The organism is Kitasatospora sp. NPDC056138 (assembly GCF_042264695.1).
Classification (GTDB): Bacteria; Actinomycetota; Actinomycetes; order Streptomycetales; family Streptomycetaceae; genus Kitasatospora.
Map to the genome: position 1 here is coordinate 92929 of NZ_JBHJVK010000007.1, position 18363 is coordinate 111291.

Annotated in this window: 13 protein-coding genes and 1 pseudogene; 10 read left to right on the top strand and 4 right to left on the bottom strand. The window is 71.0% G+C overall.

All coding sequences use genetic code 11. The features are described from left to right. Positions 1 to 301 precede the first annotated feature (301 nt). The 3 genes from ACFC1R_RS07420 (at position 302) to ACFC1R_RS07430 (ending at position 3256) form a co-directional block, all read left to right on the top strand. A complete protein-coding gene (locus ACFC1R_RS07420) occupies positions 302 to 1081 on the top strand; it encodes an HAD-IIA family hydrolase (RefSeq protein ID WP_375934191.1) in 780 nt (259 codons plus the stop codon). Positions 1082 to 1426: 345 nt separating this feature from the next. Beyond that, entirely contained in the window at positions 1427 to 2140 is a 714-nt protein-coding gene (locus ACFC1R_RS07425; RefSeq protein WP_375934194.1) for a uracil-DNA glycosylase, read from the top strand. Between the two features lie 114 nt (positions 2141 to 2254). Then, positions 2255 to 3256 carry a glycoside hydrolase family 6 protein gene (locus tag ACFC1R_RS07430; RefSeq protein ID WP_375934197.1) on the top strand — a complete coding sequence of 334 codons (1002 nt, stop codon included), beginning with the start codon at positions 2255 to 2257 and terminating at the stop codon, positions 3254 to 3256. A 182-nt stretch (positions 3257 to 3438) separates the two neighbouring features. On the opposite strand, the gene ACFC1R_RS07435 is transcribed toward ACFC1R_RS07430, so the two are convergent. Both ACFC1R_RS07435 and ACFC1R_RS07440 read right to left on the bottom strand, forming a co-directional pair. Next, positions 3439 to 5385: a galactose oxidase-like domain-containing protein gene (locus ACFC1R_RS07435; protein WP_375934200.1), complete on the bottom strand. Its 1947-nt coding sequence runs from the start codon at positions 5383 to 5385 to the stop codon at positions 3439 to 3441. A gap of 138 nt (positions 5386 to 5523) precedes the next feature. Further along, positions 5524 to 7425, bottom strand: a complete 1902-nt coding sequence (locus tag ACFC1R_RS07440; RefSeq protein WP_375934203.1) for a glycosyltransferase family 2 protein — start codon at positions 7423 to 7425, stop codon at positions 5524 to 5526. A 643-nt stretch (positions 7426 to 8068) separates the two neighbouring features. On the opposite strand from ACFC1R_RS07440, the gene ACFC1R_RS07445 reads away from it, so the two are divergent. The 6 genes and pseudogenes from ACFC1R_RS07445 to ACFC1R_RS07470 all read left to right on the top strand — a co-directional run bounded on the left by ACFC1R_RS07445 (position 8069) and on the right by ACFC1R_RS07470 (position 14138). Further along, complete coding sequence (locus ACFC1R_RS07445) at positions 8069 to 9349, top strand: substrate-binding domain-containing protein (protein ID WP_375934206.1); 1281 nt, start codon at positions 8069 to 8071, stop codon at positions 9347 to 9349. A gap of 5 nt (positions 9350 to 9354) precedes the next feature. Then, entirely contained in the window at positions 9355 to 10200 is an 846-nt protein-coding gene (locus ACFC1R_RS07450) for an ABC transporter ATP-binding protein (RefSeq protein WP_375934209.1), read from the top strand. Beyond that, a pseudogene (locus ACFC1R_RS07455) lies at positions 10197 to 10922 on the top strand (ABC transporter ATP-binding protein); the annotation flags it as partial. The gene ACFC1R_RS07450 and the pseudogene ACFC1R_RS07455, both read left to right, overlap by 4 nt. 206 nt (positions 10923 to 11128) lie before the next feature. Next, positions 11129 to 11995: a branched-chain amino acid ABC transporter permease gene (locus ACFC1R_RS07460; RefSeq protein WP_375934212.1), complete on the top strand. Its 867-nt coding sequence runs from the start codon at positions 11129 to 11131 to the stop codon at positions 11993 to 11995. 119 nt (positions 11996 to 12114) lie between these two features. Then, positions 12115 to 13236, top strand: coding sequence for a branched-chain amino acid ABC transporter permease (locus tag ACFC1R_RS07465; RefSeq protein WP_375934403.1), 1122 nt, complete (start codon positions 12115 to 12117; stop codon positions 13234 to 13236). Continuing rightward, the gene (locus ACFC1R_RS07470) at positions 13233 to 14138 is read left to right on the top strand and encodes an alpha/beta fold hydrolase (RefSeq protein ID WP_375934215.1); all 906 of its coding nucleotides are present in this window, start codon (positions 13233 to 13235) and stop codon (positions 14136 to 14138) included. The genes ACFC1R_RS07465 and ACFC1R_RS07470 overlap by 4 nt, the downstream gene beginning before the upstream one ends. Positions 14139 to 14169: 31 nt before the next feature. Here the strand turns inward: ACFC1R_RS07470 and ACFC1R_RS07475 are convergent, their stop codons facing one another. Next, complete coding sequence (locus ACFC1R_RS07475; protein WP_375934218.1) at positions 14170 to 15450, bottom strand: hypothetical protein; 1281 nt, start codon at positions 15448 to 15450, stop codon at positions 14170 to 14172. 315 nt (positions 15451 to 15765) lie between these two features. Then, positions 15766 to 16362, bottom strand: coding sequence for a DedA family protein (locus tag ACFC1R_RS07480; RefSeq protein WP_375934220.1), 597 nt, complete (start codon positions 16360 to 16362; stop codon positions 15766 to 15768). 886 nt (positions 16363 to 17248) lie between these two features. Between ACFC1R_RS07480 and ACFC1R_RS07485 the strand changes: the two genes are divergently transcribed. Beyond that, entirely contained in the window at positions 17249 to 18343 is a 1095-nt protein-coding gene (locus ACFC1R_RS07485) for an LLM class flavin-dependent oxidoreductase (RefSeq protein WP_375934223.1), read from the top strand. Positions 18344 to 18363: the final 20 nt, after the last annotated feature.

Sequence of the window (18363 nt, forward strand, 5' to 3'; positions counted from 1 at the left end):
GCTATCCGTGCCCGGTGGGGCAGTTGACGCGAAGTCGGCCCGCTTAGGGGCGGCTTAAGCCTCCGTTGAGGCGGCGGCGTCCCGGACGGCGCGGATGAAGGCTTCGGGTACGGCCGGTGCACAGCGCGAGTCCGGTGGCCGGGACGCACTGCCGTCGAGCACGCGTGCGGATTAGGCTGGAGCCGTTGGGGCAGCCAGTAGCACCCCCGACCGTCCGGTTGTGCCCGGCGGCGGGGTCCGCAGTTCCGTCCGGGCCGGATGCCGCCCGGACGACCACCGCACGATCTCTGGAGAAACGCACGTGGCAGACCGCAAGCCCATCGAGTCCTGGCTGACCGACATGGACGGCGTCCTCATCCACGAGGGCACGCCGATCCCGGGCGCGGAGGAGTTCCTCCGCCGCCTGCGGGAGTCGGGCAAGCCGTTCCTGGTGCTGACCAACAACTCGATCTACACCCCGCGGGACCTGAGTGCCCGCCTGGCCGGGATGGGCCTGGAGGTGCCGGAGGAGTGCATCTGGACCTCCGCGCTGGCGACCGCGAAGTTCCTCAAGGGCCAGCGCCCCGGCGGCACCGCGTACGTCATCGGTGAGGCCGGTCTCACCACCGCGCTCTACCAGGCCGGTTATGTGCTGACCGACAACAACCCGGACTACGTCGTGCTCGGCGAGACCCGCACCTACAGCTTCGAGGCGCTGACCAAGGCGATCCGGCTGATCAACGCGGGCGCCAGGTTCATCTGCACCAACCCGGACGAGACCGGGCCCTCCACCGAGGGCGTCCTCCCGGCCACCGGCTCGGTCGCGGCGCTGATAACCAAGGCGACCGGTGTCGAGCCGTACTTCGTCGGCAAGCCCAACCCGCTGATGATGCGCGAGGCGCTGAACACCGCCGGTGCGCACTCCGAGTCCGCCGTGATGATCGGCGACCGGATGGACACCGACATCGTGGCGGGCATGGAGGCCGGCATGGAGACCATCCTGGTGCTCACCGGGCTCACCGGCGCGGCCGACGTCGAGCGTTACCCGTACCGGCCGGGCCGGGTGGTCAAGTCGATCGCGGACCTGATCGAGCTGATCTAGCCACCGTCACCGTCACCGTCACCGTCACCGTCACCGCCGACGCCGACGCCGACGCCGACGCCGACTGCGACTGCGATGCCGACTGCGACCGCGGGTATCGGGAGCCGGCGGCGGTGGCGGCGACGGTCGGCCGGGGGCCGGGGGCCGGGGCAGCGTCGAGGCAGCGGCAGGGTTCGGGGTGGGGCAGTGCGGCTCCTTCCCCGAACTTCCCCGAATCCCCCGAATCCCCCGAGCGGGCTGGCGCCGCCGGCTGTCGGTGGGGCTGTGTAGCGTTCTCGGTGGAAGTGGACGTGCGGTCAGGGCGCGCAGCCGAGTGCTGCCCCTGGCCCGGTGGGAGGTTGAGTCGTGACGGAGCTGGCTGAGGTGGCCGTGGGCACGGAGTTCGAGGTGCCGGAGTCCTGGCGCGAAGCGCTGGCGGGGGAGTTGGAGAAGCCGTACTTCGCCGAGCTCTCCGCCTTCGTGGCGGCGCAGCGGGCCGAGCACCAGGTCTTCCCGCCGAGCGGGCAGGAGTTCTCCGCGCTGGAGGCCACGCCGTACCGGGGTGTCCGGGTGCTGGTGCTCGGCCAGGACCCGTACCACGACGACGGCCAGGCGCACGGTATGAGCTTCTCGGTGCTGCCCGGCACCAAGACCCCGCCCTCGCTGCGGAACATCTTCAAGGAGCTGAACGCCGACCTCGGCGTCCCGGCACCGGACAACGGCTACCTGATGCACTGGGCCGAGCAGGGCGTGCTGCTGCTCAACGCGGTGCTGACGGTCCGCGCCCACGAGGCCAACTCGCACAAGGGCAAGGGCTGGGAGAAGTTCACCGACGCGGTGATCAAGGCGGTCAGCGACCGTGAGGAGCCCTGCGTCTTCGTGCTCTGGGGCAACTACGCCAAGAAGAAGCTGCCGCTGATCGACACCTCGCGCCACGTGGTGGTGCAGGGTGCGCACCCGTCGCCGCTGTCGGCCAAGCTGTTCTTCGGCAGCCGTCCGTTCTCGCAGATCAACGAGGCGCTGGTGGGCTTCGGGTCGGAGCCGATCGACTGGCGGGTGCCGGACCTCGCGTCCGCCTGACACTGCCGCCTTACACCCCAACGCACCGCTGCCGCACACTTGTTGGCGTTGCCGCCGCGGTCGGCACCGGCTGTGCGAAGCTGGTGCCGACCGTGAAGGTGGGGAGGGGCAGCCGTGGGGCGCCTGGGGTGGCGAGTGATGACGGCGGCCGCGCTGGCCGCCCTGTCGGTGGGTGCGGTGGCCGGGTGCGGCGGTGCGGCGTCGGGGGGCGCGAAACCGCCGCCGGCCCAGGGGCGGCCCGGGTTGCCTGCGCAGCAGCCGGGGCAGTCCTTCTACGTCTCCGACCAGACCTCCGCCGCCCGGGAGTTGGCTAGGACGACGGGTGCGGAGGCCGAGACCCTGACCCGGATCGCCGACCAGCCGTCCGCGCTCTGGCTGGGCGGCCAGGACGTCCGCGCCAAGGCCGAGGACCTCACCGTCCGGGCCGCCGCGGTGGGGCGGACCGCGCTGATCGTCGCCTATGACATACCGCACCGCGACTGCGGCCGGTTCTCGGCTGGCGGCGCTGCCGACGCGTCCGCGTACCGGGCCTGGATCGACCAGCTCGCCGCCGGGCTGGCCGACCGCGCCGCCTGGGTGGTCCTGGAGCCGGACGCCGTCGCGCACACCCTGGACGGCTGCGGGGTCACCGCGGCGGCCGCCACCGAACGCTACGAACTGCTGACGTACGCGGTGCAGGAGCTGAAGAAGCAGCCCCGGGTGCGGGTCTACCTCGACGCGGGCAACGCGGGCTGGCTCAAGGACCTGGACCGGCTGGCCGGTGCGCTGCGCGCCGCCGGGATCGCGGCGGCCGACGGATTCTCCGTCAACGTCTCCAACTTCTACACCACCGAGCAGAGTTCGGCGTACGGCGACCGGTTGTCCGCACTGCTCGGCGGCAAGCGCTATGTGATCGACACCAGTCGCAACGGCAACGGTCCGCTCGGGGACCGCGACTGGTGCAACCCCTCCGGACGGGCCCTGGGGGAGACCCCGACCACCGCGACCGGGCGGCCGGGTGTGGACGCCTACCTCTGGATCAAGAACCCCGGGGAGTCCGACGGTGACTGCGGCCGGGGTGAGCCCAAGGCGGGGGACTTCTGGCTCCCGTACGCCCTGGGCCTGGCCCGCAGCTGACCGAGCCGCCCCGCAGGGGGAGTCCTGCGGGGCGGTGCAGCGGGGGCGAGCCTGCGGGGGCCTGCGGGTTGGCGGGCTGGCGGGTTGGTGGGCTGGCGGGTTGGTGGGTTGGCGGGTTGGCGGGTTGGTGGGGGGTGGGCCGTACTCCGACCGCGCCCTCAGGGCCCCGCCCGCCACCGGGCTCAGCGGGTGATCTGGATCCAGCGGGCCACCGAGGGCGTCCCGTTCCGGTCGGTGGCGAAGAGCATGTACCAGCCCGGTGGCAGCAGGTCGGCGTTGCGCGGCAGCGCGAAGGTCATGCCGGTACCGCTGCGCGCGGTGATGTCCAGCGCGACCGAGCGCTGCTCGACATCGGTGGCGTGGGTGACCGAACTCGGCCGGATCAGCTTGGCGGTGGCGATCCGGTCCGGGGACGGGGTGGCCACGGTGATGGCGCTGCCGAGGCTCGCCCTGCCGGGGGCGGCGGTGATCTCGGGGCGGTCGCCGTGGAAGAGGTACGCGGGGGAGTAGATCTCGATCCGCTGCTCGAAGCCGGCCGACTGGGTGTCGGCCTTGTCGGCGAAGAGCGGGTTGGAGCCGAGCACGACCACCCGGCCGTCGGGCAGCAGCAGCGCCTCGGAGTGGTAGTCCCGGCCGACGGTCGGCTCGGCGGCGGTGGTGAAGCTGTTGCTGTCGGGGTGGTACGTCTGGGCCTTCAGCAGGTCGCTGCGGTGTTTGCCCCGGTAGTCGCTGGAGCCACCGGTGGTGAAGACGGTGTCGTCCGGCAGGATCACGCTGTTGAGGTACCGGGTGCCACCGGCCGGCAGGTCGGGGCCGGGGGTGAAGCGGGGCTGGGGTGCCGTCAGGTCGGCGATACCGGTCCTGGCGGTGGAGGCGGAGGACTCGCCGACCCCGCCACCGCCCAGCACCATCACCTTCTGCGCCTGCGCGGGCGGCAGCAGTACGGAGGACGAGGTCTCCAGCCGGTCCGGGTCGCGCAGGCCGTCGACGGTCTGGAAGCTGTTGTTCGCGAGGTCCCACAGGCCGGGGGTGCGTCCCTTGTCGGCCGGGCCGTAGCCCGCGTTGGAACCCGAGTAGAAGAGCTTGCCGGACGCGGTCAGGAAGAGCGAGGGATAGGTCGGGAAGTACCGGTCAGGGGCCTTGGACCAGGAGCGGGTCGCCGGGTCGAACAGCTCGTTGTCGTTGCCGCTGAGGATCTGGCCGGTGTCGTCGAGACCGGACACCGTGACCACCCTGCCGTCGCCCAGCCCGGTGAGGGTCGGGTACCAGCGCGCGTACGCCATGTCCGGGACCTGCTCGTAGAGCTCGGTGTCCGGGTTGAACTCGTAGGCGTTGCGGATGCCTTGGAAGTCCTGCTTGTCCAGGGTCATCTTGCTGCCCATGCCGTAGAGGTTGTGGGCGTCGACGCCGGTGAGGCCCTTGATCCGGTACTGGGCCGGGTTCTGGTCGACGTACGATCCGCCCTCGGCGACCGCCTCGACGAAGACCTGCCGCTCACCGGCCGTGACGGTCACCGTGTTCCGGCCGTCGGCCCTGTCGATCGCCTTGGTGGCGGCGGGTACGGTCACCTCGGCGGTGGAGGCGTACTCGCGGCCGTCCGGACCGGTGAAGACGGTCCCCTTGGGGAAGGTGCGCGGGGCGTCCGGGTTCTCGTTGCGCACCCGCATGGTGCCTGCGGCCTTCTTGACCGCGCCGTCCAGCTGTTCGTAGCGGAGCGTCCCGCCGGCCACCAGGACCCGGCCGTCGGGGAGCGAGGTGTGCCCGCCGCAGAACATGTCGACCGGGGTGGGTATCAGCTTGTAGGTGCTCTTCACCGGGTCCCAGAGCAGGGTCTTGAAGGTGTTGGCGTCGAAGGCCTTCTGGTCGTTGCCGGAGCCCGCGACGATCAGGATCTTCCCGGTGCGCAGCAGGGTCGCGTGGATCGCGTTGACCCGGAACCTGGTCGGCAGGTCGAGCGTCTGCCAGTGGCCGTACTCGGCCTTGTAGCCGGGCTGGTTGATGACGTAGCGGTGGTACTGGTCCCCGGCGAAGCCGAGGACGGCCGGTGCGTTCATGCTCGCGACGACGAGCGCGACGGTGCTGCCCAGCGCGTAGCGCTTGGTCCTGCCGCCGGTGTGGCGGATCTTCATGACTGGTCCCCCCGGTGCTGCTGGACTGGACTGCTGGTGTGGGTGGTGCGGTGGCGCGGCGGTGTGTGCGCAGCGCGCAGCGCGGCGGGTGGCGCGCCGCACGGTCGCGGGCGCCGCTGCGGCGCCTCGGGCGGTGCCTCAGGCGCGGGTGCTGGTGCGGGCGCTGGTGCCGCTGCGGGTGCGGGTGCTGGTGCGCCAGCGCAGTACGTCGTACGCCCGGATGAGCATCGGCAGCAGGCTGAAGAGCAGCGCGATGCAGGCCCAGGTCCGCATGGCGACGTGGTCGTAGCCGGTGACGAAGGACGCGGCGACCGAACCGCCGAAGAGCAGCACCCAGAACAGGTGGATGCGGAAGGTGGCAGGCCGGTCGGGACTGGCCGAGTCGCCCTTCGGGGTCACCACGAACCGGCTCCTGCGGCGCACGAGGGCCTGGAGCAGCGAGGCGGCGTAGATCGGTCCGCAGAGCGCGGACATCACCATTCCGGCGACCCCGGAGGACCCGGCCGGTTCGTGCGGGCTGACGTTGTGCTTGCGGTTCCAGGTGTAGAGCAGGACCTGGAGGGCGGCGGCGTCGCTGTAGAGCATCATCCAGATCTGGGAGGAGACGTGCACGCCGGACGCCCCGAAGCCGAGGTAGAGCACGCTGGAGATCCCGCCGAGCAGCCAGGTGAGCGCCGCCATCGGGTAGAAGCACACCATCAGGGTGTAGTTGAGCAGCCGACCGGGGGACAGCCGCCAGGCGGCCCGCCAGTACTGGGTGAGGATCGTCTCGTAGGTGCCCCGGCTCCAGCGCAGCTGCTGGGAGAAGAAGTCCGTCCAGGAGGACGGTCCCTCACCGATGGCCAGCACGTCCGGGGTGTAGACCGACTTCCACTGCGCGCCGGTGGCGGGGTTGCGGCGGCGGTGGAACTCCAGGCCGGTCGCCATGTCCTCGGTGATCGAGTCGTAGAGGCCGCCGATGGACTGCAGCGCCTTGATCCGTACGGCGTTGTTGGTGCCGACGAACATCGGGGCGCCGTACCGGTTGCCCGCCCGCTGGATCAGGGCGTGGAAGAGGAACTGCTGGCTCTCGGAGAACCTGGTGACGGCCGACGGCGAACTGTCGTAGTTCCCGTACACCTGCGGGCCGACCACGAACGCGACGTCCGGGTCACGGAAGTAGCCGAGCATCCGCTCGCAGAAATCGGGTAGCGGGACGTGGTCGGTGTCCACCGAGACCCAGTAGTCGTAGTCGTCGCCGTGGGCCTGCAGCCAGCTGTTGTAGTTGCCGTGCTTGGTATGCGCGCGGTAGCTGCCCCTGGGCTGGTTCCACCGGCCGACACCGTGGCGGGTGAAGTGCCGCACCCCCAACTCCGCGCAGAGCTGCCGCATTTCGGGGGCGTCGCCCTCGTCCAGCAGCCAGACGTCGTACGGCCCGTCGTGTCGGACGGCGAGCGCGGCCGTCAGCGTCGTCCGGACCATCTCCGGCGGTTCCTTGCCCGGCACGCAGGTGGTGATGAACGCAACTCTGGTGCCGGTCTGCGGGGTCACCGGAACCGGATCGCGGGCGACCAGTGTGGCGTGCGCGTTCGAGATCACGTTCAGCAGCCGGAAGACCTCGATCACGGCGACGATCCCGATCATCACCTTGTCGGCGACCAGCAGCCACAGGTGGGTCTCGCCGGGCCGCACCGGCCAGTGTCCCGGCAGCAGCAGCCAGATCAGCAGTGTCGCCTCGACCACGGGTGCCGCGATCAGCAGCAGCGCGGCGCGGATCCGGTGCGGCTCCTCGTGCAGCAGGCTGCGGTACTGGACTCGGTACGGTGTCCCGTCGGCCGGGTCGGCCGGGTCGGTCAGCGGGCCGGCGAGTCGGCTGAAGTGCGCGTAGTCGTAGGGCGCTTCGATGCGGCCGAGGGCGTCCGAGGAGTGGCGGTGCTGCCGGTGCTCCTTGTGGTCCGGGTGCCCCTGGTGGTTCTGGTGGTTCTGCTGAGGGTGGTGGCGCGGTAGTGCGTGGGCCTGCTCCGGTATCTGCGGTTGCGGGTATGCCTCGGTCTTCGGCATGACGGTAACTCCCCCCGAGAGCCACGGTTCTGCGGCTCTGTTGCTGCCCCTGAACTCGGTGTGGCGAGTCCCCCCGGACTCGCCTCCTGGACTGCGGTCTCCAGGACGAAGGACGGTCTGATGAACCGTCGGAGCCATGGCCGTTTCCGGACCATGGCTGCTTCGGCCGAGCGTGCCGTCCCTGCCGTCGCTGCCGGAATCCCGGCTTTCGGGTGCCTTGGCCCGGTTCACGGGTTCCGGCGGATCGGTTCATCGCCGCAGTCGGGATGTGAATGTGGCGGCAGGCTCATGACTGCCTGTCAACTCTCCTCAGCGCCAAGGGTGATCGCAACAGATCTCAGGGCGACCTTTCCCGGGGGGTGAAGATCTGGCGGAATCGGTGCGTTCGACGGCCGGTCGATGCTATTGGCTTGTGAACGTGGGTTCGATTGCGGGGTGCGGGAGCGACGGCCGTCGCCTTCGTGCGGGTGGGGGTCGACCGCGAGGATGCCGTTCTCCGGGTGCGGGGCACCCCGGACGCCCGGGTATGGCTGACGGGCACACAACTCCTCGTGGCGATAGGGCGTTCTGCCACATGTCGCGGCCGAACCTGCCCCACCTACGGTTCCGGCATCCACCACCGCAGCCCCGGGAGCCGGCCATCATGCGAAGTTCGACCACCCAGCCCAGGTCCCAGGATCGAACGGGCAGGTCCCCTGCTGCTCGCGGCGCCCGCGGTCTGCTCGCGGGTCTGCTGGCCGGTCTGCTCGTGACCGGCTGTGCGGAGGCAGGGACAGCGGGCACGGCCGTGGCCGATGCGGGCGGCGATGCGAAAGCGCCGGTCAAGGTCGGCCTGGTGTACTCCAGGACGGGACTGCTGGCCGCCTACGGCAAGCAGTACCTGGAGGGTTTCAAGGCGGGGCTCGACTATGCGACCAAGGGCACGGGGAAGGTCGACGGGCACCGGATCGAGGTGGCCGAGCAGGACGACGCGGGGGATCCGGCGAAGGCCGTCTCGGCCGCCAAGGACCTGATCGGCAAGGGCTACAAGATCCTGGCGGGCTCGACGGCGTCCGGGGTCGCTCTGCAGGTGGCGCCGATCGCCGCCCAGAACAAGGTGCTCTTCATCAGCGGCCCGGCCGCCGCCGACAAGATCACCGGCCTCAACAAGTACACCTTTCGCTCGGGACGCCAGTCGTACCAGGACATCCGGACCGCCGCTGCCTTCATCGGGGACGCCGGGGGCAGGAAGGTGACCGTCCTTGCCCAGGACAGCGCGTTCGGCCAGGCCAACGTCGCCGCCGTGAAGGCCGTGCTGGGCGGCCAGGGCGGCCAGGGTGCCACGGTGGACGCGGTGCTCGCGCCGCCCAGTGCCGCCGACCTGACTCCCTTCGTGACTCAGGCCAAGGCCGCCAGGCCCGACCTGCTCTTCGTCGCCTGGGCGGGCGAGACCGCGTCCGCGCTCTGGACGTCCCTCAACCAGCAGGACGTCTTCGCCTCGACCAAGGTGGTGACCGGGCTCGATCTTGCCGCCTCCTACCCGTTGTTCGGCCCTGCCGCCGAGAAGATCTCCTTCCTGGACCACTACTTCGCCGGCGCCGCCGGAACGGACGTGGAGAAGGCGATGACCGACTCCGTGTCCAGGGCGGGCGCCAAGCCGGACATCTTCACCCCGGACGGCTTCACCGCCGCCCAACTTGTCGTGCACGCCGTGGAGTCGAACCACGGGTCGGCCGACGACACCGCCGCGTTGGTGAAGGCCCTCGAAGGGTGGACCTTCGACGGCGTCAAGGGCCGGCTGACCGTCCGGGCGGAGGACCACGCACTGCTGCAACCGATGTTCCAGGTCAAGCTGACCGGAACCGGCGCAGGCGCGCGGCCGACGGTCGAGAAGGCGCTCACCGCCGGCGAGGTGGCACCTCCGGTCACCCCGATCGCGGGCTGACCCCGATGACCTCCCGCTCGCCGGCGAACCCCGAACAGGCAGACGGGGCACTGGCCCACCTCGCGCCGGTCCATCCCGCGCCGAGTCACCCCGCACCCGGGTCGGCGGCCGTCCTGCGACTGCGCGGCCTCGGCTGGTCCGTCCGTGGCGTACCGATCGTCGATGATGTCTCCTTCGACGTCACCGAGGGCGAGTTCATCGCTTTCATCGGCCCCAACGGAGCCGGTAAGACCTCCCTTTTCAACCTGATCTCCGGGATCCACCCGGCGAGTCACGGCACGCTCGAACTCGACGGCGCCGACATCACCGCCGAACCGGTACCCGCCCGCGCCCGTCGGGGGATCGGCCGCACCTTCCAGACCTCCTCGCTCTGGAGCGGGATGACAGTCGCCGACCACGTTCGGCTGGCCGCCCAAGCGGCTGCGGGACCCCGAGCCTCCTACCGGATCTGGCGACGGGCGGACCGGTACGCGACCCAGGTGGCCGACACCCTGGAACGCACCGGACTCGCCCATCGCGCGGACACCTTGGCGGGTGCCCTGTCGCACGGCGAGAAGCGGAAGCTGGAACTGGCCGTGCTGCTGGTCTCCGACCCTCGGCTGATCCTGCTCGACGAGCCGATGGCGGGAGTGAGCGCGGAGGAGGTGCCGGCCCTCACCGCGCTCATCCGCTCGGTGCACCGGGACCTCGGCCGCACCGTGCTGATGGTGGAGCATCACATGGACATCCTGCTCGACCTCGCGGACCGTCTCGCCGTGATGCACCACGGCACCCTGCTCTCCCTCGACACCCCCGCGGCGGTCATGGCCGACGCCACGGTGCAGCGGGCCTATCTGGGGGAGGGGCTGTGAACGACAACTCCTCAGAAGCGACGGTCACTTCACCCGATCCCCTCCTGTGCGTACGCAACCTCCGGGTGGTGATCGACGGGCTGCACATCCTGCACGGTGTGGACCTGGACGTCGCGCCGTCCGGCGTTACCGCGCTGCTGGGCCGCAACGGGGCCGGCAAGACCACCACGGTCAGGGCGATCATGGGCCTGGTTCCGCGCAGCGGCAGCCTGCGCTTCGCGGGTGCGGAGATCTCCGCGCTGCCCACTCACCTCGTGGTCCGCCGGGGCATCGGCTACGCCCCCGAGGACCGTGGGATCTTCGCCGGTCTGACCGTGGCCGAGAATCTCCGCCTCGCGGAGCGAGACCGCGAACCCGCCTACCGTCTCGTGCACGATCTCTTCCCTGAACTCCGCCAACGAGCCGGCCAGTTGGCCGGGACTCTCTCCGGCGGACAGCAGCAGATGGTGGCGATCGGCCGCACCCTGTTGAACGGCAACCGGCTGATCATCGCCGACGAACCGACGAAAGGGCTCGCGCCGAAGATCGTGGCCGAGGTCGCCGACGTCCTCGCGCGGGCGGCCGAGAGAGTGCCCGTACTCCTGATCGAGCAGAATCTCGCGCTCGTCCGCCGACTGGCCGGCCCCTGCGCCGTCCTGGCCGACGGGCGTACCGCACACCGGGGCGCCGCCTCGGAGTTGCTGGCGGACGAGGAGGCGTCCCGCCGCCTGCTCGGGGTCGGTGCCGCCGCCGGCCGTCGCGAAGCCGCCGGCCAGCCCCTCCCCGTCGGCGGCCCGTCCCTCGCCCTCCGGCCGCCCCTCGTTGCCGGTCCGGCCCCCGCAGGCTGTCAGGCCGCCCCCGGCCTCCTGCCCACCCCTGACCCTCCGCCCGCTCCCGACCTTCCGACTGCCGTCGTTCCGCCGGTCGATGCCACGGAGGTGGCCCCCTGATGGACACCGTCGTCCTCCTCGCCTGTACCGGACTCGGGCTGGGCGCCCTCTACTTCCTGGTGGCCTCCGGTCTCTCGCTCATCTTCGGTCTGATGGACGTGCTCAACTTCGCCCATGGCGCACTGCTCTCCGTCGGCGCCTACGGGACCTGGTGGGCCGGTACCGAAGGCGGCATGGGCTTCTGGACGGCGGTGGTCTTCGGCACGGCGGTCGGTACCGCGGCGGCCGTGCTACTGGAGTCGGTGCTGATCCGTCCGCTCTACCGACGGCCTCGGGACCAGATCCTGGCCACCGTCGGTGTCGGCCTGGCGGTACCGGCGCTGCTGACGGGTGTCTGGGGCGCGGACCCCCGGCCGTTCCCGCAGCCCGCCGGACTGTCCGGCACGGTGCGTGTGCTCGGCGCGATCGTCCCCGTCAACCGGTTCGTTCTGATGACTGTGGCTGTCCTGTTGCTGCTGGGGCTGCGGCTGTTCCTCCGTCGGACCCGGTACGGCCTGGTGGTCCGTGCGGGCGTCGAGGACCGGGCCATGGTCACGGCTCTCGGGATCGACGTCCGCCGGGCCTTCACCCTGGTCTTCGCGATCGGCGGCGCCGCGGCTGCACTCGGCGGCGCGCTCGGTGGGCTCTACTTCGGCTCGGTCCACCCCGGCCAGGGGACCAGTCTGCTGATCTTCGCGTTCGTGGTGGTGGTCATGGGAGGCATGGGCTCGGTCACCGGAGCCGCAGCGGCCTCCGTCGCGGTCGGGATCGTCCAGCAGTTCGCCAACTACTACGCCGCCGCCGGGCTCGGCGACCTCTCGGTCGTCGTACTTCTGGCCGTGCTGCTCCTGGTACGGCCGCGCGGACTCACCGGGAGGCTCGCGTGAGCGCCAACACCTCGACCGCGAGCGCCGATGGAGCGGCAGCCGGGCCCCCGGCCACCGCTGCTGCCGTCCCCGGCAGCTCAGCTGACGTACAGTCTGGACCATTCGGACGCCTGCGCACCATCCCTCGAACAGGTGAATCAATCGGGAAAGCCTGGACTCCCGGACGCGCCGCACTACGGTGGTGGCCGATCGCTCTGCTGATCCTGCTCCTTGTCGCCCCATACAGTGCGCTTCCCGTCCCGGGGCTCCTCGACGGCCCGCTCGGCAGCCCCGGAAGTCTGCAACTCATCGCCCTGTGCCTGGTCTACGGGGCCCTCGCCACCGGCTACGACCTGCTCCTCGGACGCACCGGACTGCTCTCGTTCGGACACGCGCTCTACTTCGCCACCGGGCTCTACGCCACCGACCTCGCGATGCTCGAACTCCGGCTCCCCTTCGCCGCCGCCGCTCTGTTCGGCGTCGGCTGCTCCGTCTCGCTCGCCCTGCTGCTCGGCTCGGCGAGCCTGCGGGCGACCGGCATCGGCTTCTCCATGGTCACCCTCGCCTTCGCACAGGCCGGCTCGATCCTCGTCCAACGCAACCCCGGCGGCGCGACCGGAGGCGAGGAGGGCCGCGCCGCTCCCGTGGACCTCCTGCCCGCCGGCCTGGTCGGAATCCAGCACACGGCCAACCTCTACTGGATCGCCCTCGCCTACCTGGTCCTCACGCTGGCCCTGGTCCACTGGGCCGTGCACTCGCCCACCGGCCGGGTCTGGGCGGGCATCAAGGAGAACGAACGCCGGGTCGAGGTCCTGGGTCTGCGCCCGTACGGGTTCAAACTGCTCGCCTTCGTGCTGGCGGGCGGCCTCGCCGGGGCGGGCGGGGTGGTCCACCTGCTGCTGACCGGTGGCGCGACACCGCAGACAGCCGGCTCCGACGCGACCCTGGCCCTGCTCGTCATGGTCGTCCTCGGCGGGACGGGTACCCGCTGGGGGCCCCTGCTGGGCGGAGTCCTCTACACCTGGGCCGGCCACCGGCTCGGTGATCTCGCCAACTCCACGGCTGTCGCCGGCCTTCCCGCCGTACTGCGGGTACCCCTGTCACAACCGCTCTTCCTGCTGGGCGCGCTGTTCGTCGCCGTGGTCTACCTGCTGCCCGGCGGGCTGGCCGGACTGCCCGCCCGTCTCCGTGCCGCGCGCCGCCGACCGTCCCCCGAGCGCGGAACCCCGATCGTCCAACTCCCGGAAGGTGGCGCCGAATGAGGCCCGAGGCCCCCGCTTTCGAAGAACTGACCGTGGCCGTCCCGGGCGGAGACCTGACGGTGCTCCGGTGGCCGGCCGCCGTCTCCGGCGCACCGACCGTGGTAGCGGTGCACGGGATCACCGCCAACGCCCTGGCCTGGGGGCAGGTGGCCCGCCAACTGGCAGGGCGGGCCGCTCTGATCGCCCCCGACCTGCGCGGCCGAGCCGCCAGCCGGACTGTTCGGGCTCCCTACGGCCTCGCGCGGCATGCGGACGACGTGGCCGAGCTGATCGGCACCCTCGGCCTGGGGCCGGTCAGGCTGGCGGGGCACTCCATGGGTGCCTGGGTCGCGGCACTGGCCGCCGTCCGGCACCCGGCACTGGTCGAACGGCTGCTCCTGGTGGACGGCGCCGTCACCTTCCCGCTGCCCGTCGGCGTGCGCGAGGCCGACGCGTTGGCCGCCGTCCTCGGACCGGCCCTCGCCCGGCTGTCGATGACCTTCCCCGACCGGGCGGCCTACCGCGCCTTCTGGCGCGCCCTGCCGGCCTTCGCCGCCGGATGGACCGCCGAGACCGACGCCTACACCCAGCGGGACCTGGTCGGAACGGAGCCCGACCTCCGGTCCTCCTGCGTCCCCGAAGCCATCCGGGAGGACGGCCGCCAGGTCATGGTCGACGCCGACGCGGCAACCGCGATCCATCGGATCTCCTGCCCCGCCGAACTGCTCTGGGCCGAGCGGGGACTGCAGGACGAACCCCAGGGCCTCTACGACCCGGATCGGATCGAGGCCGCAGCACTCGACCCGACCCGGGTGTCGGTCTCACCGGTACCCGGCACCAACCACTACTCGATCCTGACCGGCGAGGACGGCGCGGCGGTCGTGGCGGACCGGCTGGTGGCCGAGCGCGCGGTGCGTGAGTGAGGCGGGGCGTCGCACCGCGGGCCCGATGACGTCAGCCCGCGGCGCTCGACCCGGCTGCGCCCAGGAAGCTCTCCCAGCCGCCCGAGGGCTCCTTGCCGACGCCCAGCGTCCGCAACTTCCGCAGGGTGGACTCGTCCTGGACCTCCAGCCACTCCACCAGCTGGCGGAAGGAGACCAGCCTGACCTCGGGCTTGCCCGCGATCTCCTTGAGGGTCTCCTCGACGGCGTCCATGTAGATGCCGCCGTTCCACTGCTCGAAGTGGTTCCCGACGAAGAAGGGCGCCCGGTTGGTGGTGTAGGCGCGGTTGAAGCCGGCCACGTACGCGTCCTTGGCCTGGGTGCGCCACTCGTCGTACTTGCCCGGGTCGCCCTTGGTGCTGCCGCCGGACTGGTTGGCCAGGATGTTGTAGTCCATCGACAGCACCTGGAAGTTGTGCCCGGGGAAGGGTATGCCCTGGAGCGGGAAGTCCCATATCTTCCCGTCCTGGACCTTCTGCGGCCAGATCTGCAGGCCGCCGGGCGAACTGGCGTCGTACTTCCAGCCCAGCTTGGCGGCGGTCGGCAGCAGCGCCTTCTGGCCCTCCAGGCAGGGGGTGCGGCCGCCGATCAGCTCCTTCTTGTAGTCGAAGGGCAGCGGATCGACATCGGTGAAGCCGGTGTTGGTGCGCCACTGGGTCACGAAGGAGACGGCCTGGTCGATCTCGCTCTGCCAGTCCTCGGGGGTCCACTTGTTGACCCCGTTGCCGTCCGACCGGGTCGAGCAGAAGTGCCCGTTGAAGTGCGTGCCGATCTCGTGCCCGGCCAGCCACGCCTGGCTGACCAGCTTCAACGTGCTCTTCACCGCTCCGTCCGACAGGTACGGGATGTCGGAGGCCCCGACCGAGTGCTTCGGCGGGTGGTAGAGGCTCGACTTGCTCTTCGGCAGTGCGTAGATGCCGGAGAGGAAGAAGGTCATGGTGGCCTTGTACTGCTCGGCCAGCTTGAGGAAACGGGGGAACTGGCCGTCGTCGGTACCACCGGCGCCGTCCCACGAGAACACCACGAACTGCGGCGGGCGCTCACCCGGCTTGAGCTTCTCCGGCTTCGGCTGGTTGGGCTGGGCCCCGGTGTCGGACGTCGAACCGTCCCCGATCGGTGTGCCCTTGACCGCAGGAGCGCCCGGCTTGCTGCTGCCGCCGCCCGCGGCGGCGCCGTCACCCGAGCCCTTCGCCCCGGTAGTGGAGCTCCCGCCACTCGAACAGGCTGTCACGGCTCCCAGCGCCGCGGTGGCGGCGGTGGCGCTCAGCATGGTCCTGCGCGAGATGCTGCTCATGGTCTCCCCTGCCGGTTGGCGTCCGACACCCAGAAAACGTCCGGAGGCCGCAGGGCATCCGGACGTCCAGGAGAAAACGGACATTGCTGACTATTGCCTCTTCAGGATGTCATGGGCGCAGGCCGTCATCCAAGGGCCCCACCCACTACCGGCCATCACGCAGAGGAGGCCCGCATGGATGCGGTAGTCCGGTCAATGTTGCCGTCCTGAGACACTCCATCGCCGACTGTCGGGGCGCATCGGCACTGGTGGAAGCCGATGGGTCGGGTGCGAAGTGCTGTGGCGCCGTAGGAACGGCCGGTGGGGCGGGTCGGTTCAGGCGGCCGGCTGTCGGCGGTGACGGCGGATCACCTGGGCGACGGCGGCGCTGATCGTGGTCGCCGCGCAGCACGAGACGGCGAGGCTGAGCCAGGCGGTGTTGAACCAGTGGCTGTTGAGCCAGCCCAGCGTGACGATGTACCCGGCCCAGATCACTGCGGCCAGTGCCGACCAGCGAAGGAAGTTGCGGGACTGCTCGGGAGAGTGCCCCACTGCGAGGTCGAGGACCGTGCGCCCACCCGGAACGAAGCGGGCGATGATCACCATGGCGGCGCCGGTACGTGCTCCCCGGTCCGACAGGCTCTGCTGGACGCGCTCGACGCTCGCCGCGAGCTGTGGCTTGCCTGCCAGCCGTCGGTCCACCAGCGGCGCTCCCCGGCGGGCCAGCGCCAGTAGCAGGAGATCGCCGAGGAACGATGCGGTCGCCACCCCGAGCGCGAGGAGTATCGGGGCTCCGGCGACCTGGGAGGTCCTGAGTACGGCCAGGATGACCAGCGTGCCGCTCGGCAGGAAGGGGAGGAAGGCGTCGCCGAGGACGGCGCAGAGAGCCAGGACACAGATCCAGGCCGGGCCGATCAGCGCTATGACACCCAAGGTCGTTCTCCCTCCAGACCGCCCGGAGGAGCAGGTGGCTGCAGGGGGCAACGCTAGCCGTTCGACATTTCATGCCATAAAGCACCCCCGGGGTGTGCGGGATCACAGGCACGGACCAGGGCATCGGTCTCGGGAGCCACTCGGGTCGGACGTGCCGCCCGCGACACTCACGCCACTCACGCCACTCGGGTCGGAGGTGCTTCCGGTCACCCGCGCCCCAGCGCTCAGCCCCCGCGGTAGCGGGCCGCGGACAGCAGGGCGGACATCGGGGCGGACATTGGGAGAGCCCCCGGAGCGGGGTACCGCTCCGGGGGCTCGTCGGGGTCAGGCGGAACTGGTCCAGCCCGCCTGCCTTGCCGATGCGTGAGGTCTTGGTGCGCGACCTTCACTGGTCAGTAAGGCTGCCCGAAGCCGGGCCGACCGCGCGACCCATTCGTCTGGCGACTTCTGGCGTTGGCGTGAAGCCGCCAGCCGCACGCGGGTGCTGTCGATCGGTCAGCTGCGGACCACTTCGGTTCGTGTGCCCGGCGGGTGGATCGCCGCCGCCACGGGGAAAGCACGCGAGGCCAGGGACCGATCAAAGTGTGGCTCAGCTCCGAAGGGGCCGCAGCCTCGCCTCTGACCCGCCCGGTGTCCACGGCCTGTGTACCCGTGCGGCGCTGACCGGCGGCCGGCTCCGTCCGCACTGCCCGCACCGTAGGCACTGGATGATCGGCGCTGGCTGCGCTGGTTGCAGCTGGGACACCGTCTGCGCCGGCGGCGTGACGGACAGCGACGCAACGTAGGGGGCCCTGCTCCAGGGAACACGCCGACCCGTCCCCGGGTTGACCTCCCAGGCGGGAGCGGAGTGCCGCATCTGATCAGGTCGAGCAGGAGGAACCGAGGCATGACCACCGAGGACGAGCAGACCCCCGACACGGTGCGGTCCGCCGAACAGGCACTCGCCGACCCGATCCGCGGTGTGGCCCGGGGCACCGCACCTGCACCGCTCTCCATCCTCGACCTGGCCACGGTGGGAGAGGGCTACTCGCCCAGCGAAGCGCTGGCGGCGACCACCGAGCTCGCCCGCAAAGCCGAGAGCTGGGGCTACCACCGCTTCTGGGTGGCCGAGCACCACGGCATGCCTGGGGTCGCCAGCTCGACACCGGCGGTTCTGCTGTCGCACCTGGGAGCCCACACCCGGACGCTGCGGCTCGGTTCGGGCGGTGTCATGCTCCCCAACCACGCACCGCTCGCCGTCGCGGAGCAGTTCGGCATGCTGGAGGCCCTGCACCCGGGCCGGATCGACCTCGGCCTCGGCCGGGCCCCCGGGACCGACCAGGCGACGGCCCGGGCGCTGCGCCGGGGAGTCGCCGACGACGCCGACGACTTCCCCCGCCAACTGTCCGAGCTGACACACTTCCTGGACGGCGACTTCCCGGACGGACACCCCTACGCGCGGCTGACCGCGGTGCCCAGGAGCAAGGAGCGCCCACCGATCTGGCTGCTGGGATCGTCCGGCTTCAGCGCCCAGCTGGCGGGCCGGCTCGGCCTGCCCTTCGCCTTCGCCCACCACTTCAGCGCCGCCAACACGGTTCCCGCGCTGGACCTCTACCGGGCCAGCTTCAAGCCGTCCGCCGTGCTGGACGAGCCCTACGCGCTGATCGGCGTCGGTGCGGTGGCCGCTGACGGCGCGGCCGAGGCCCGCCGCCTGGCGATGTCGGGTGCGCTGGCCATGCTGCGCTTGCGGCGTGGCGCGCCGGGGCCGATCCCGACCCCCGAGCAGGCGGCCTCGTACCCCTACAGCCAGGCCGAGGCGGACTTCCTGGAAACCTGGATCGCCAATGTCGTACTGGGTTCCCCCGGCGAGGTGGCCGACGGCCTGGAGGCCCTGCGCAAGCGGACCGGCGCGAACGAGCTCATGGTCACCTCGAACATTCACGGCCACGAGGCACGCCACCGCTCGTACGGCCTGATCGCCGAGGCGTACGGTCTGAGCTGACCGCCACCGGCACGGAGGTC